Source organism: Pseudomonas psychrophila (genome assembly GCF_001043005.1).
Taxonomy (GTDB): Bacteria; Pseudomonadota; Gammaproteobacteria; order Pseudomonadales; family Pseudomonadaceae; genus Aquipseudomonas; species Aquipseudomonas psychrophila.
In genome coordinates, this window is record NZ_JYKZ01000001.1 from 104,697 (window position 1) to 120,291 (window position 15,595).

Sequence of the window (15,595 nt, forward strand, 5' to 3'; positions counted from 1 at the left end):
AGAGAGAGTTGCACTGATGGCTTTGGCAATTTTTGACCTGGACGAAACCCTGATTCATGGCGACTGCGCCACCCTGTGGAGCGAGCAGATGGGCCGGTTGGGCTGGGTCGACCCGAAGTCGTTCATGCAGCGCAACAACGAGCTGATGGACGCCTACAGCCAGGGCAAACTGGCGATGGAAGACTACATGGCCTTCAGCCTTGAGCCGTTGATAGGCCGCACTCCCGAAGAAGTGAATCATCTGGTCGGGCCGTGGGTAGAAGACTTTATCGAACCGATCATCTTCAGTGACGCCACAAAAACCATTGCCCAACATCGCAAGGCGGGCGACCGGATCCTGGTGATTTCGGCCTCGGGCACCCATCTGGTAAAGCCCATTGCAGAACGATTGGGTATCGATGAAGTGCTGGGGATCGAGCTGGAAGTTGCACACGGGTTTTACACCGGCAACACCGTGGGAACGCTGACTTACCGCGAGGGCAAGATCACGCGCTTGCTGGAGTGGCTGGATGAACAGGAAGAAAATCTCGAAGGCGCGAGCTTTTACTCCGACTCGCGTAACGATTTGCCGTTATTGCTCAAGGTTGACCATCCCCATGTTGTCAATCCGGACCCTGTATTGCGCGAACAGGCTGAAAAGGCCGGATGGCCGATCCATCACTGGAAGTAACACCTCACACCTGTAGAGACTCTGTTGTAGGTCAAGCCCTATGTGGGAGCGAGCAGGCTCGCTCCCACAGTTGCCGTTTTCCTGTAGCCGCTGCCGCAGGCTGCGGCTACACAGTCTGCCTCCCTCTTAAAGGATCAGCTCAGGCTGCTGTCTATCACCAGCACCAACTTGCCTGACACCTGATTGCTGGCCAGTTCGGCAAACGCGGCCTGAGCCTCTTCAATCGGGAAGGTTTTTGCCAGTTGCGGGCTCAAGCGGCCCTCAGTGAACAATGGCCATACCTGTTGCCCCAGATCACTGAGCAGGTCCGCCTTGAACTGATCGCTGCGGCTGCGCAGGGTCGAACCCAACAGCTGGATACGCTTGCCCAATACCTGCGCCAGATCCAGCTCGGCCTTGCGACCGCCCATCAAACCGATCAACACCCAACGCCCGTCCAGCGCCAGCAACTTGAGGTTGGATTCGGCGTAGTTGGCGCCCACAGGGTCCAGCACCACATCAAAAGGCCCCATGGCCTTGAGGCTGTCCAGCCCCTCGGTACGCACCACACCGCCCTGTGCGCCCAACGCCTGGCAATAAGCCAAACGTTCATCCGAGCCAACGGTCACCCAGCACGGGCTTCCGAAGGCCTTGCACAGCTGAATGGCCGCTGAACCGACACCACTTGCGCCGGCGTGCAACAGCACTTTTTCCCCCGGCTTCAAGGCGGCCAGCTGGAACAGGTTCAGCCACGCAGTGCTGTACACCTCTGGCAAAGCAGCCGCTTCAATCAGCGAAAGACCTTCAGGCACCGGCAGGGCGTGACGGGCATCGACCACCACCTCTTGCGCCATGCCCCCGCCCGCCAAGAGCGCGCAGACCCTGTCGCCCACCTGCCAGGACGAACCGGGCCCAACCTCACTGACCACCCCGGAGCACTCCAGGCCCAACACCTGACTGGCGCCCGGCGGCGGCGGATACAACCCGGCGCTCTGCAAAAGATCGGCCCGATTGAGCCCGGCAGCCGCCACGCGAATTCGAATTTGTCCCACATCACATGCAGGGCTTGGCTCTTCAACCCATGTCACTTGACCTTCAACGCCTTGCAATGCTTTCACAGTGCCTCCATAGTAAGTCTGGACTGAGCCCGGAGCTGTTGCACCGGGCTTTTTGCATTATGCGACCGGTCCTTGATGGAACCGGCGACTTCAAAGACGGCCTAATATGCGTTATCAATTGCCCCCGCGTCGAATCAGCATGAAGCATTTATTCCCTAGCACCGCACTTGCCCTATTCATTGGCCTAGGCGTTTTGCCGTTTTCGGCCAATACGTTCGCCGCTAACAGTTGGGATAACCTTCAGCCCGATCGTGATGAGGTAATTGCCAGTCTTAACGTTGTTGAGCTGCTCAAGCGCCATCATTACAGCAAGCCGCCATTAAATGACGCGCGTTCCGCGATCATCTATGACAGCTATCTGAAGTTGCTCGACCCTTCTCGCAGCTATTTCCTGGCCAGCGATATTGCCGAATTCGACAAATGGAAGTACCAGTTTGACGACTTCCTGAAGAGCGGCGATCTCAATCCCGGATTCATCATCTACAAGCGCTACCTGGACCGGGTCAAATCGCGCCTGGACTTCGCCCTTGCAGAGCTGAAAAAAGGCCCTGACTCGCTGGACTTCTCGGCACGCGAAACCTTGCAGATCGACCGCAAGGACGCTCCGTGGCTCAAGACCGAAGCCGAGCTCAATGACCTGTGGCGCAAACGCATCAAGGACGAAGTCCTGCGTTTGAAGATCGCCGGTAAAGAGCCTGCGAAAATCCAGGAACTGCTGACCAAGCGCTACAAGAATCAGCTGTCACGCCTGGACCAGACCCGCAGCGAAGACATCTTCCAGGCCTACATCAACACCTTCGCCATGTCTTACGATCCGCACACCAATTATCTGTCGCCAGATAACGCGGAGAATTTCGACATCAACATGAGCCTGTCGCTGGAAGGCATCGGCGCCGTGTTGCAGAGCGATAACGACCAGGTAAAAATTGTTCGACTGGTGCCAGCAGGCCCGGCCGACAAGACCAAGCAAGTCGCACCGGCTGACAAGATCATCGGCGTTGCCCAGGGCGACAAAGAGATGGTCGACGTGATCGGCTGGCGACTGGACGAAGTGGTCAAACTGATTCGAGGCCCTAAAGGCTCCGTGGTGCGCCTGGAAGTGATTCCAGCCAGCAACGCACCGAACGACCAGACCAGCAAGGTTGTGTCCATCACCCGTGAAGCGGTGAAGCTTGAAGAACAGGCTGCCAAAAAGTCGATCCTCAACCTGAAACAGGATGGCAAAGACTACAAGCTCGGCGTGATTGAAATCCCGGCCTTCTACCTGGACTTCAAAGCGTTCCGTGCAGGCGACCCGAACTACAAGAGCACCACCCGCGACGTCAAAAAACTGCTGACCGAGTTGCAGAAAGAAAAAGTCGATGGCGTGATTATCGACCTGCGCAACAACGGCGGCGGCTCGTTGCAGGAAGCGACCGAGCTGACCAGTCTGTTTATCGACAAGGGTCCAACGGTTCTGGTGCGTAACGCCGACGGTAAGGTCGACGTACTTGAAGACGAAAACCCGGGCGCGTTCTACAAGGGCCCGATGGCGTTGCTGGTCAACCGCCTGTCGGCTTCGGCCTCGGAGATTTTTGCCGGCGCCATGCAGGACTACCATCGTGCGCTGATTATCGGCGGCCAGACGTTCGGCAAAGGGACGGTGCAAACCATCCAGCCACTGAACCACGGCGAGCTTAAACTGACTCTGGCCAAGTTCTACCGGGTTTCCGGACAGAGCACCCAGCATCAGGGTGTACTGCCTGACGTCGCTTTCCCGTCGATTATCGACACCAAGGAAATCGGCGAAAGCGCACTGCCTGAAGCCATGCCCTGGGACACGATCCGCCCAGCAATCAAGCCCGCGTCGGATCCATTCAAGCCTTACATCGACCGGCTAAAAGCCAACCACGACACGCGCGCGGCAAAAGATGCGGAGTTCATCTTTATCCGCGACAAACTGGCTCTGGCCGAAAAACTGATGGCCGAGAAGACCGTCAGCCTGAACGAGGCCGAGCGCCGTGCACAGCACGCCGATATCGATGCCAAGCAATTGGTGATGGAGAACGCTCGCCGTCAGGCCAAAGGCGAAGCACCGCTCAAGGAAATGAAGAAAGAAGACGAAGATGCGTTGCCGGTAGAGCCTGAAAAGACCAAACCGGAAGATGACGCCTACCTGAGTGAAACCGGGCGGATTCTGCTGGACTACCTCAAGCTCAGCTCACAAGTGGCAAAGAAGTAATTCAAGTCGAATAAAAAGGGCGGGCCGCATTATGCGTCCCGCCCTTTTTATTTCTTGGCTATTGGTAAAGCCGGGCCAATTGCGGATCAGCCAGCAATCCCGGACCACCTTCCTGATACAACATCGCCAGCTTGTGCGCGGCCAGTGGATGTCCCGCCTTTACCGCCATCGTCCACCAGCGCGCCGCTTCTGCAGCATCCGGGGTCTTGCCGAGCGAACCCGCCAGGCTGAAAACACCCACTTGATAAGCTGCCTTCGCGTCGCCGCTCAATGCCGCCAGACGCAACAGGCGTACGCCCTCCTCCTTCGCTCCAAGGCCTTGGCCGCGAAAGGCCAGAATGTGCCCATAGAAGCTTTGGGCACGGGTATCGCCAAGGTTGGCCATCCGAGCAAACTGCCCCTCCATCCAGCGCCAGATACGCGGCTGGCGGACGCACCAGGACCAGCGAAACAACTTGCGCGCCAGCCAGTAGCTCAGGCGCGCCTTAAACCGCCAGAGCACTCAAGCCTCCTCGTGCTCATAAGCATGCTCAAACACGCGCACCACCTCTGAGGCATGCCATGATGCGGCCGCAATGCCATCCGGCGGGCCGGGGAAGCGTCCAAGTCGCTCAACGCATTCAAAAAATCCGGTACGTGGCAGGCGACTTGCGCCCTGACTGATCACCAGCGAACTGCGCAAGGGCTGCTCGGCCCTGGCATCCATGGCCGCCAGGTGCTCAAGTGCTGCGGTAAGGGTCAACATTGCAGGGCTCGGTAATTGCAACCGTTCCAGTAGCGCACGGTACGTCAGCAAGTGGCGCTGTCGACGCGCCTGATCGAGCTCAGCCAACAACTCATCCCAGTGTTGACGACTGATGCGAACGCTCATGATGCTTCCCTCCAGCCCGGGATACCTAGCTCCCAGGCCAAGCTGCGACGAATGGCGAGGTCGGGGAGACGCTCACCGGTTTCTATCATGCCCAGATACGACGGACTGATACCGACTGTGCGCGCCAGCACTTCAAGGGCCAGGCCCTTGTTCTCGCGCAGGCTGCGCAGTTGATCGAGTCCGGGGTGCACCTGCTCGGGTGCGGGTGTCGGCAATACAGGGTCAGGCGTTGCAGTTCGCTCCTTGAGGCCTGCAGCCTTGAGCAGCGCCTGGTAACTTTCCCATGAAAGAACGGCGTATTCAGGCTCACCATTACGCTTGATGATTTGAAGATCCATTACTAAACCCCGTCAGACTTTTAAATAAATCGAGTCAGAACTTTCCCTTGAAGCTTAATCCTATCAGCCACCAAGGTCTCCCGGCTTTTCACTCTGAGGTGAAATTTTTGTGAAAACAGACCTTATTGATCCGCTGGGCGAAAATGTTATCCACACAAATTGTGGATAACCTTGTGAACAGAGCTGTTTTTTAACGCTGAAAGGCCCGCCCCATAAGGGCTGGAGTCAGATCGGGCGTTTTTTACACACATAAAAAAACCCATAAATTCATTGACTTGGCAGTCAGCAACTACTAGCCAAGGGAACTTATGGGCGATTTGAAACCTTGCAGGACACAACCCGGGCAAACAAAACCCTGACTGCACATACAACAACGCCCCGTCGGGACGGGGCGCTACGCGTACAAAATGCTACTTATTTGGCCGCGTCTTGCTCTGCTTTGGCAGGATCTTTGATGCCCAGCAGTTCCAGGTCGAATACCAGCACCGAGTTGGCCGGGATCGACGGGCTTGGGCTTTGTGCGCCGTAAGCCAGTTCGCTAGGGATGTACAGCTTGTACTTCTCGCCAACATGCATCAGTTGCAGACCTTCAACCCAACCCGGGATCACGCCGCTAACCGGCAGGTCGATCGGGCTGCCACGCTCAACCGAGCTGTCGAACACCTTGCCATCAATCAGTTTGCCTTCGTAGTGAACAGTCACCACGTCGGTAGCTTTAGGCTGAGGGCCATCGGCTTTTTTGATGACTTCGTACTGCAGGCCAGACGCGGTGGTGACAACACCCGCTTTCTTGCCATTTTCTTCGAGGAATTTTTTGCCAGTAGCAGAGGCTTCTTCGCTCATTTTGGTCAGACGTTCTTCAGCACGTTTCTGCAGTGCTGCAAACGCTTCGATCAGTTCGTCGTCCTTGAGCTTTTGCTCTTTCTTGCCGACGGCATCTTCGATGCCTTGAGCTACGGCCTTGGAATCCAGATCATCCATGCCTTCTTGAGCCAGGCTTTTGCCCATGTTCAGGCCAATGCCGTACGAGGCTTTTTGCGCCGGGGTTTTCAGCTCTACGCTGGTCTGCGAATCACAACCCGCCAGTACCAGGCTTACCAGGGCCACAGCTGCCGCCAACCGATGCTGTTTCATGCTATTTCCTTGTTCATGCGCCAAATGGGCAATCGAGTAAAGCCGCGAGCTTATCAGGCGGCCGCGACCAATGGCTACCGGCATAAGAGGGACGAAATGCCGATAAGTTCATGCATTAATAACAATTCACTATTACAGCAACTTTTATTAACACCTATCTAAACCCTCCAAAGCCTACAGGTCACTTGATGCCTGCCCCTCCCTGAGGCATAAGGCTGTAATTATTTTTACAAGGAGCGTTACTGTGCGTCTGTTTTACCGTGTTCTGCTGGGATTGCTGCTGGCTTTGATCCTCTTGCTTGGGCTGGTGATCTACTATATTGCCAACCCGAAACTGCCTGTTTACCAGCCCCCGCAGCAACTGCATTACCTGGATCAGTGGAGCCCTGCCGAGCGCCAAACCTATTACTACACGCCCCAGGGCACACAAGTTAAAGGTTTGCATTACGACTGGTTCAGCGCCCTCGAACTGCCCTTTTCAAAACAGCCTTTCGCAGCGCCCGAGTATTTGGCGCGCTTCGGTTTTTTAGTCGATCCCCAGCAACACGCCAGCCCCGCCAACCCGGGTAACCTGCCCGTAGGCTTTACGCGCCACCAGAACCCGGGCAGCAAGGTTGAGTACCTGGACATCACCTGCGCTGCCTGCCACACCGGCGAACTGCGCTTCAAAGGCCAGGCACTGCGCATTGATGGCGCCCCGGCACAACACGTGCTGCCATCCAGCGTACCGACCTTGCGCGGCGGCAGTTTTGGTCAAGCATTGGTCGCCAGCCTCGCTGCGACCTACTACAACCCCTGGAAATTCGAGCGTTTCGCACGCACGGTCCTGGGCGACCAATACGCAGCGCAGCACAAACAGTTGCGCAAGGATTTCAAGGCCTCCCTGGATACGTTTTTGGCGGTGGCCTGGAATGACACCCATCGCGGCCTCTATCCCACACTTGAAGGGCCGGGCCGTACCGATGCTTTCGGGCGAATCGCCAACGCAAGCTTCGGTGATGCCATTTCCCCGGCCAACTACCGCGTAGCCAACGCCCCGGTGGACTATCCGCACCTGTGGGACATGTGGACGTTCGACTGGGTACAGTGGAACGGATCAGCCAAGCAGCCGATGGCGCGCAATATTGGCGAAGCCCTTGGCGTTGGCGTTGGCGCCACCCTGAACTTTTTCGATGCCCACGGCCAACCACTGCAAGGCGATGCACGCTACCCGTCCAGCGTGCGGGTAAACGATTTGCACCTGATCGAAGAAACCCTGCAAAAACTCAAGCCCCCGGTCTGGCCCGAAGAGTTGTTCGGCAAGATTGATCGCCCTCTGGCAACCAAAGGCCGTGCACTCTTCAACGAAAACTGCGCTGGCTGTCACGTGCCGCCTGTGGTCGAAGAAAACGGGCGCCTGGTCAAGCAACTGAAAATAGTGCCGGTCGAGGTGATCGGTACCGATCCCAATACCGCTAACAACATTGCCGACAATCGATACGATCTCAGGGCGTTGCAATGGGACCCGGTTGAATTGGCCAGTATGAACGTGGACTTGTACCCCAAAACCGAAACACCTCTGGACATGAGTCAACTGTCCGTCGCCAAGGGCCTGGCCTACGTTACTGCGTTTGTTGAAAAGCGCGCCTACCATGACGCCAACATTGGCCCGCAAGAGCAGGCGCGCCTCAACGGTTTTGGCTTGCCGATCGGGGTCCTGGAAGTACGTGCCTATAAGGCGCGACCCCTCGACGGGATCTGGGCCACGGCGCCCTTCCTGCACAACGGTTCAGTGCCTACGCTGTACCAGTTGCTATCGCCACAGGCCGAGCGCGACCAGACTTTCTATCGCGGCAGCTTCGAGTACGACCCGCGGCATTTGGGCTACCGCACACACGCTTTTGACGGCGGGTTTGTGCTCGATACGCGTATCAGCGGCAACCACAACAGCGGGCACGAATTCCGCGCCGGCCTTGGCGGTAACGGCGTAATCGGGCGCTTGCTGCAACCCGAAGAACGCTGGGCGTTGCTGGAGTACTTGAAGGTGCTTGGCGGCCCCCTGGAACAACAGTTGCCCAACCAATGATGGGCCCTTCATACACTGAAGATTTCGCTAAAAGGATGTTTGCATGCTGACCGCTTTCTGGCTTGGACTCGGCAAATGGCTGGGCAGGTTACTACTGGCGCTGATCGCCTTGGGGTTGCTCGGTTGGGGATTGGCCACGGGCTGGTACGCCTGGCAGCATCGCGGCCCCGTCTCGGCCCAGGAGCAAATCCCGGCGGGTGAAGCCGCCATGACCCAGGACACTCTTCAGACAGCGATCAGGATCGTTGACCAGCACCGCGAGAACACTCGTTATCTGCGCGATGCACACGCCAAGGCTCACGGTTGCGTCAAAGCGCAGGTCCAGGTGCTCGACGACCTCGATCCGGCATTACGTGAAGGGGTATTCGCAACACCGGGGAAACACTGGCAAGCAGTGATGCGTCTGTCCAATGGCAACGCTTACCCGCAATTCGACAGCATCCGTGATGCGCGGGGCATGGCGATCAAGTTGCTGGACGTACCGGGGACTCAGTTGCTACCCAGTCAGCAGGGCCGTGGCGAACAGGATTTTGTGATGTTCAACCACCCCAACTTCTTCGTCAGCGATGTGGCCGAATACCGCCAGAACATCGGTGCGCAGGCAGATGGCAAAAAGGCCCTGGCCTTCTTCCCGTCATGGGATCCACGCAGCTGGCAGATCCGCCATTTGTTTATTGCCCTGGCCACACTGGCGCCCGCCCCGACGAGCCCAACGCAAACCACGTATTTTTCGGTATCGCCTTACAAGTTTGGCACCGCCAATGCCAAATACCGTGTAGCGCCGGACCCTGACAGCTGCCCGGCTTACACGTTACCGAAACAAAATGAGGCGCTGCCCAACTTCTTGCGCAATGCCTTGAACCAGCAACTCTCCACAGACCGGGTTGCCGCCTGTTTTGTGTTGCAGATTCAACGCCAGAACGCCAATCGCTTCATGCCGATCGAAGACACCAGCATTGAATGGAAAGAGTCTGACGCCCCCTTCGAGACCGTGGCGCGGGTCAAAATTGCCCCTCAGGACTTCGACACCCCAAGCCAGAATCTGGCGTGTGACAACCTGTCGTTCAGTCCGTGGCATGGCATCGAAGAGCATCGGCCGATTGGCGGGATCAACCGCCTGCGCAGGGCGGTGTATGACGCAGTGAGCGATTACCGGCATACGCGTAATTCGCAGCAGTAAAACGCCCAAATAAATGTGGGAACGGGCAAGCCCGCTCCCACAGGATTTGTGCGCTGCCCGTGATCAATGCACCGGCAGTTCGACGCCTGCAAACAGGTCTTCTAGCTCTTGCTTGTTGTGGCAGGCAATAGCCTTTGCCATCACTTCACGGGTGAGGTGCGGGGCAAATTTCTCGATGAAGTCGCACATGAACCCGCGCAGGAAGGTGCCACGACGGAAACCGATCTTGGTGATGCTGGACTCGAACAGCTCACTGGCATCCAGTACCACCAGGTCGTTGTCGAGTTTGGTGTCGACGGCCATTTTGGCCACGATGCCAACACCCAGGCCCAAACGCACATAGGTCTTGATCACGTCAGCATCAGCCGCAGTGAACACCACCTTTGGGGTCAGGCCGCGATGGCTGAAGGCTTCGTCAAGTTTGGAACGGCCAGTAAAGCCGAACACGTAGGTCACGATCGGGTATTCAGCCAGGGCTTCGAGGGTCAACTTGGGCAGCTTGGTCAGCGGGTGACCTTGTGGCACGACCACGCAGCGATTCCAGCGGTAGCACGGCATCATGACCAGATCGCCAAACAGCTCCAGGGCCTCAGTGGCAATGGCGAAGTCGACAGTGCCATCAGCGGCCATCTCGGCAATTTGCATAGGAGAGCCCTGATGCATATGCAGCGCGACGTCCGGGTACTGCTTGATGAAGTTGCTGATCACCGGCGGCAAGGCATAACGCGCCTGGGTATGGGTGGTGGCAATCGACAGCGTGCCTTTCTTCTCGTTGGAGAATTCTTGAGCGATCTGCTTGATGCTTTCGACCTTGCGCAGGATCTCGCCAGCTGTCGTGATGATGCGCTCGCCTGCCGGCGTCACTCGGGTCAGGTGTTTACCACTGCGGGCAAAGACTTCGACCCCCAGCTCGTCTTCAAGCAGGCGGATCTGTTTGCTGATACCCGGCTGTGAGGTGTAAAGGCTCTGTGCGGTAGCCGAAACGTTGAGGTCGTGGTGCGCCACTTCCCAGATGTAGCGCAATTGTTGAAGCTTCATATGCATCCCTCAAAGCTGATAGACGCCAAGGGTATCGGCGGCGATATATAACTATATGGAAGGTTGGAATAAGAAATCTAGAACTTTTTATCGTTTTTATCGATTCATCAGCCTTACACATCAGCGCTGCGCCGACGCTGTATCAGCGGCACCAGATACACCGGCACCTGCGCCAGCTCGATAACCCGGGTTGCGGTTCGCCCCAAATGCGACTCGCCTCCCGTGGGCTGGGCGTGACTGCCCAGGATCAACAGGTCTACGCACAACTTTTGTGACTGCTCCAGAATGACCTGCGAAGGTTCACCCTGAATCACCTTGACCGATCGAATCAAGGCCAGTTCCGGCTCCCACCCCGCCAACTCTTCACGAAGATTCTCAAGCACACGCAACTCTATATTCGAAAGCATGGTGTGCATGCCCTGGCGATGCAGTTCATTCAACGCCTGTTCATCGAGGTAGCTCTGCAGGACTGACTCGGCAAACAACCCCATGGGTTCGACCACATGCACCACAAACAGGTCTGCGCCGAAGCTGCGGGCAAGCCCCAACGCATGCTGCATTACAACGGGCGCATAAACGCCAAGGTCAGTGGCGTACAGAATTGAGCGAATCATGCGACCTTCCCGACAGCTTTAATGGACGAGGTAGATTCAGCTTAGCAGCGCCCGGACAACTGCGAAGACCCGCTCGACAACTTGCATGTGGCGCTTACTCAGGGGCGCAGTCCCGGGATTCATTGCTGATGCCGTGAGGGACATGACCGGTAGCGACAACTTGACGCGCCCGTTCGCAATGGCCTGCCTGATCATCAAAAAACACATCGGCAGCAAACGCTTCCAGGAACGCCGATTTGTCCAGCCCACCGAGAAACAGCGACTCATCCAGACGAATATCCCAATCGCGCAGTGTACGAATAACCCGTTCATGGGCCGGTGCCGAGCGAGCAGTGACAAGCGCGGTTCGAATCGGGCAAGAGTCGTCAGGAAACTCGCGTTGCAGCAGGTTAAGCGCCTCCAAAAAGCCCTTGAACGGCCCGCCACGCAGTGGATTGCGAGCAGATTCGCGCTCTAGAGACTGAAAAGCCTCCAGGCCGCCAGACTGGAAAACCCGTTCCGCCTCATCGGAAAACAAAACCGCGTCACCATCAAAGGCAATGCGCAGCTCGTTGCTCTCGGCCCGCAGCGCGCCACCCGACAGGATCGTCGCCGCTGCAAAGCCCGCATCCAGTGCGCTGCGCACATCCTCGGCATGAGTCGACAAGAACAGATCACAGCCGAAGGCATTGAGATACGGATGGGGATTGCGCCCGCCGCTGAAGGCTGCACGGGAGATATCGAGGCCGTAGTGCTGGATTGAATTGAACACCCGCAGTCCGGTGTCGGCACTGTTGCGCGAGACCAGAACCACTTCAACCCGGTTACGCCCCAGGCTTGCGTTAAAACTGAGGAGCTTTTTGACCAGCGCGAAGGCATCCCCCGGCGCCAGCACTTCATCTTCATGCTCAATCTGATATTGCCGGTACGCCTCGATCCCCTTGCTCAGATATACCTGATGGCTATCACTCAAATCGAACAGGGCTCGAGAAGAAATGGCCAGCACCAGCTTGCCCTTTAAGCCTTTGCTCATGTTGCCTCCACAGGTTCAAGCGGGTTCGGACATCGGTTCACGGTAGCTCGTCAGGCTCATGCATCAAGGCCAGTCGGACATGGTGCGCCAGTTCGCCCTCGCTCAGGCGGGACTTCAACTCACCGTAAAAGGCCCCGTCACGCACCACAAACAGGGTTGGCAGATGGAAAATTTCGTAACGCTCGACCAGGCCACCATTGTCACCGGCATCGATCCAGCACAACCGATCAACAGGCAACTGCATATCGGGCAATAGGCGGCGGGCCGTACGGCATGCCGAACAGCCCGCGCCGGTGAAGATCAGCAGCGAAGTCCCGGGCAACGCCAGCAGGCGCTGATCGGCATCAAAGTCTGTCAGTTCCATTTCAGTCACTATACTCAAAAGACAATACTAATTTGATGGCACTTGGAGTCAGCTTTCATGGGTCGTTTTTTACCTCACCCTGACGATATTCCCGTTGAGATAACGCGACGCAAACAACCTTCACTTTCGCGCCACAAGCTGCACTCTATCAGCCTCGCAGGCGTGTCATGCAACAGCGATAGAGCCTGGCGACGGGGTACCGCCGTCGACATGTACATGCCCACCCTGGGGGAAAGCGCACACTACCCGGGCTATATAGCCTGGTGCGAGAAACAGCCGAAGGGCTACCGCATAGGCGTTGCCCTGATCGACGAACAAACACTGTTCGGCGCGCGCATGGGCGAACAGGTATGCCAGATCGAACACTATTCACGCCTCCAGCAACGACAAAACTCATGCCCGCAAGACCTGGAAGCCCTTGCCCTGGAATGGGTCAGTCATCACGCCACCGAATTCTCTCAGGCAACCCTGGATCACGCGATGGCGCAGGCAGTACTGGATTAAAGCTGCGCCTGCCCATTGTCGAATAACCGGATAACGCGTTAAGGTTCGGCTCCCCGATGCGCTCAATCAAGCTGTGCTCCGCCGCACGGGGATCGCTGGCGGCCGGCACCCGTGACCTGACGAGTAACACGATGGCTGATTTACCGATCGACGACCTAAACGTTGCCTCCAACGAAACCCTGATCACACCTGAACAGCTCAAGCGCGAAATGCCTTTGCGTGAAGCTGCTCTGCAGACGGTGACCAAAGGACGCGAGGTGATTCGCAACATCCTGGATGGCACTGACCATCGACTGTTCGTTGTCATCGGGCCTTGCTCGATCCACGATATCAAGGCTGCCCACGAGTATGCCGAGCGTCTGAAAGTGCTCGCCGCAGAAGTCAGCGATACGCTGTATCTGGTCATGCGCGTTTATTTTGAAAAGCCACGCACCACCGTAGGCTGGAAAGGCCTGATCAACGACCCGTACCTGGACGACTCGTTCAAGATCGAGGACGGCCTGCATATCGGCCGTAAGCTGCTGCTGGATCTGGCTGAAATGGGCCTGCCAACGGCCACCGAAGCCCTCGATCCGATCTCCCCGCAGTACTTGCAGGACCTGATCAGCTGGTCGGCCATTGGCGCTCGCACCACCGAGTCGCAGACCCACCGCGAAATGGCCTCTGGCCTGTCTTCGTCGGTAGGCTTCAAAAACGGCACCGATGGCGGCCTGACCGTTGCGATCAACGCCCTGCAGTCGGTTTCCAGCCCGCATCGCTTCCTGGGTATCAACCAGGAAGGCGGCGTGTCGATCGTGACCACCAAGGGTAACGCCTACGGCCACGTGGTATTGCGCGGTGGCAACGGCAAGCCGAACTATGATTCGGTCAGCGTTGCGCTCTGCGAGCAGGCACTGAACAAGGCGAAAATCCGCCCGAACATCATGGTCGACTGCAGCCACGCCAACTCCAATAAAGACCCGGCCCTGCAACCGCTGGTGATGGAGAACGTGGCCAACCAGATCGTCGAGGGCAACCAGTCGATTATCGGCCTGATGGTCGAAAGCCACCTGAACTGGGGCTGCCAGGCAATCCCTAAAAACCTCGAAGACCTGCAGTACGGCGTGTCGATTACCGATGCCTGCATCGATTGGGCATCTACCGAAAGCACCCTGCGCAGCATGCGTGCCAAGCTCAAGGATGTGCTACCAAAGCGTGATCGCGGCTAAAACGCACTAACACGTGGGAGCGGGCTTGCCCGCGATGGCAGCTACACGGTCTGGCTGAATGACCGTGTCGCCGGCATCGCGAGCAAGCCCGCTCCCACGTTGGTTTCAGATTATGTGTTCTCCAGCAACCGCTGACTCGCCACCATCTGTTCCCGCCCCCTGGCCACCATCCAGCGATGAAAGTCGCGACAGTGCGCCCGGTCAAACGCCCCCTTTGCCCCCACCAGAAAATACGCCGAAGGCAATGGCAAGCCGTGGGCGAACGGCATGATCAGGCGCCCCTGCGCCAACTCATCCGCCACCATCGAATACTGCGCCAGCACCACGCCCTGCCCCGCCAGCGCCGCATGGATCGCCATGGACGACAGTGAATAGACCCGGTAACCATCGCGCAGGCCTTCACAGTCCACCTGCCGTGACTTGAACCAGTCGCGCCAGGACGGCGGCGAGGCAAACTTGGGCAGCCAGTCAATCGACAACAAGGGATACGCCAATAAATCCCCGGGACTGTTGAGTGCAGCATCGGCTCGCAACATGTGCGGGCTCAGCACCGGCACCACGCAATCGCGGTACAACTCGATGGCGTTTTCGCCCGCCACGTAATCGCCGTAGGTGAAACGAAAATCGATGTCATAGCCCTCTGTCGACGGTTCGGCATGGCTGGCGTCGAGAAATACATTGAGCTGTGGGTGCTCGTCCTGCCAGGCATAGATGTGGGGGGCAAGCCACTGCGAAAGCAACGACGGCAACGCACTGATGCGCAGGTTGCTGGCATTTTTCGAACGCTCGACCTCGGTCTGGGCGACGCGCAAACTTTCAAACGCCGCAGCACAACTCTCGTGGTAACGCTGCCCGGCAACGGTCAGGCGGATGCGCTTGCCGACCTTGTGGGTCAGGCTCAAACCCAGGGTGTCCTCCAGCAACTTCATCTGCTGGCTCACCGCTCCTGCCGAAATCCCGAGGCGCCTGGCCGCCTCAACAATCCCGCCGAAGCGTCCAACGGCTTCAAAAACCTGCAAGGCACGCAGGGAAGGCAAGCTGTTCATCAGCATCTCCTGATGCAAATTGACGGATTGATACTTTAGCTGAGCTATAGGAAGCCACAGCTTTCACCCTCTTTTAGAAAAATGAAAGCCTCGTATTCTGGTAGAGCCACTCCCCCTCAACAGGACGAGGAAATTTCCCACACGAATGTAACTCTACGTAACGACACACCGCTGCTGAGTGACAAAACCAGTGCATTCCTGGCCCTAACCTATCCAGCCAACTGCTCTGGCAC

Annotated in this window: 15 protein-coding genes and 1 pseudogene; 6 read left to right on the forward strand and 10 right to left on the reverse strand. The window is 57.4% G+C overall.

What is annotated here, in order from left to right; all coding sequences use genetic code 11:
- The first annotated feature begins 16 nt into the window (after positions 1 to 16).
- Entirely contained in the window at positions 17 to 670 is a 654-nt protein-coding gene (locus TU76_RS00450; protein ID WP_019827632.1) for an HAD family hydrolase, read from the forward strand.
- A gap of 134 nt (positions 671 to 804) precedes the next feature.
- Here the strand turns inward: TU76_RS00450 and TU76_RS00455 are convergent, their stop codons facing one another.
- On the reverse strand, positions 805 to 1,767 hold the full coding sequence (locus tag TU76_RS00455; protein WP_019827631.1) for an NAD(P)H-quinone oxidoreductase: 963 nt from the start codon (positions 1,765 to 1,767) through the stop codon (positions 805 to 807).
- Positions 1,768 to 1,906: 139 nt separating this feature from the next.
- On the opposite strand from TU76_RS00455, the gene TU76_RS00460 reads away from it, so the two are divergent.
- Complete coding sequence (locus TU76_RS00460) at positions 1,907 to 3,988, forward strand: carboxy terminal-processing peptidase (RefSeq protein ID WP_173667391.1); 2,082 nt, start codon at positions 1,907 to 1,909, stop codon at positions 3,986 to 3,988.
- 58 nt (positions 3,989 to 4,046) lie between these two features.
- On the opposite strand, the gene TU76_RS00465 is transcribed toward TU76_RS00460, so the two are convergent.
- The 4 genes from TU76_RS00465 to TU76_RS00480 all read right to left on the reverse strand — a co-directional run bounded on the left by TU76_RS00465 (position 4,047) and on the right by TU76_RS00480 (position 6,331).
- Complete coding sequence (locus tag TU76_RS00465; protein WP_019827629.1) at positions 4,047 to 4,490, reverse strand: tetratricopeptide repeat protein; 444 nt, start codon at positions 4,488 to 4,490, stop codon at positions 4,047 to 4,049.
- Entirely contained in the window at positions 4,491 to 4,859 is a 369-nt protein-coding gene (locus TU76_RS00470) for a hypothetical protein (RefSeq protein ID WP_019827628.1), read from the reverse strand. It abuts the gene before it with no gap.
- On the reverse strand, positions 4,856 to 5,197 hold the full coding sequence (locus tag TU76_RS00475; protein ID WP_019827627.1) for a helix-turn-helix domain-containing protein: 342 nt from the start codon (positions 5,195 to 5,197) through the stop codon (positions 4,856 to 4,858). The genes TU76_RS00470 and TU76_RS00475 overlap by 4 nt, the downstream gene beginning before the upstream one ends.
- 414 nt (positions 5,198 to 5,611) lie before the next feature.
- Positions 5,612 to 6,331 (reverse strand): BamJ family beta-barrel-assembly machinery protein, encoded by a 720-nt coding sequence (locus tag TU76_RS00480; protein WP_019827626.1) that lies wholly within the window; start codon positions 6,329 to 6,331, stop codon positions 5,612 to 5,614.
- Positions 6,332 to 6,575: 244 nt separating this feature from the next.
- Here TU76_RS00480 and TU76_RS00485 point away from each other — a divergent pair, with 244 nt between their 5' ends.
- Positions 6,576 to 8,396, forward strand: a complete 1,821-nt coding sequence (locus tag TU76_RS00485; RefSeq protein WP_048350844.1) for a di-heme-cytochrome C peroxidase — start codon at positions 6,576 to 6,578, stop codon at positions 8,394 to 8,396.
- A 43-nt stretch (positions 8,397 to 8,439) separates the two neighbouring features.
- Complete coding sequence (locus TU76_RS00490) at positions 8,440 to 9,576, forward strand: catalase family protein (RefSeq protein WP_046809566.1); 1,137 nt, start codon at positions 8,440 to 8,442, stop codon at positions 9,574 to 9,576.
- Positions 9,577 to 9,639: 63 nt separating this feature from the next.
- Here TU76_RS00490 and cysB read toward each other — a convergent pair whose 3' ends face one another.
- The 4 genes and pseudogenes from cysB to TU76_RS00510 form a co-directional block, all read right to left on the reverse strand.
- Positions 9,640 to 10,614 carry an HTH-type transcriptional regulator CysB gene (cysB, locus tag TU76_RS00495; RefSeq protein WP_046809565.1) on the reverse strand — a complete coding sequence of 325 codons (975 nt, stop codon included), beginning with the start codon at positions 10,612 to 10,614 and terminating at the stop codon, positions 9,640 to 9,642.
- Between the two features lie 113 nt (positions 10,615 to 10,727).
- Entirely contained in the window at positions 10,728 to 11,228 is a 501-nt protein-coding gene (locus tag TU76_RS00500; RefSeq protein WP_019827619.1) for a universal stress protein, read from the reverse strand.
- A gap of 94 nt (positions 11,229 to 11,322) precedes the next feature.
- Complete coding sequence (locus TU76_RS00505; RefSeq protein ID WP_046809564.1) at positions 11,323 to 12,240, reverse strand: 5'-nucleotidase; 918 nt, start codon at positions 12,238 to 12,240, stop codon at positions 11,323 to 11,325.
- Positions 12,241 to 12,277: 37 nt separating this feature from the next.
- Positions 12,278 to 12,663, reverse strand: a pseudogene (locus tag TU76_RS00510) (YbbN family protein).
- On the opposite strand from TU76_RS00510, the gene TU76_RS00515 reads away from it, so the two are divergent.
- A complete protein-coding gene (locus tag TU76_RS00515; RefSeq protein WP_037032650.1) occupies positions 12,662 to 13,108 on the forward strand; it encodes a PilZ domain-containing protein in 447 nt (148 codons plus the stop codon). The pseudogene TU76_RS00510 and the gene TU76_RS00515 overlap by 2 nt on opposite strands.
- A gap of 131 nt (positions 13,109 to 13,239) precedes the next feature.
- Complete coding sequence (locus TU76_RS00520; protein ID WP_019827613.1) at positions 13,240 to 14,316, forward strand: 3-deoxy-7-phosphoheptulonate synthase; 1,077 nt, start codon at positions 13,240 to 13,242, stop codon at positions 14,314 to 14,316.
- Between the two features lie 110 nt (positions 14,317 to 14,426).
- On the opposite strand, the gene TU76_RS00525 is transcribed toward TU76_RS00520, so the two are convergent.
- The gene (locus TU76_RS00525) at positions 14,427 to 15,362 is read right to left on the reverse strand and encodes a LysR substrate-binding domain-containing protein (RefSeq protein WP_019827612.1); all 936 of its coding nucleotides are present in this window, start codon (positions 15,360 to 15,362) and stop codon (positions 14,427 to 14,429) included.
- Positions 15,363 to 15,595 lie beyond the last annotated feature (233 nt).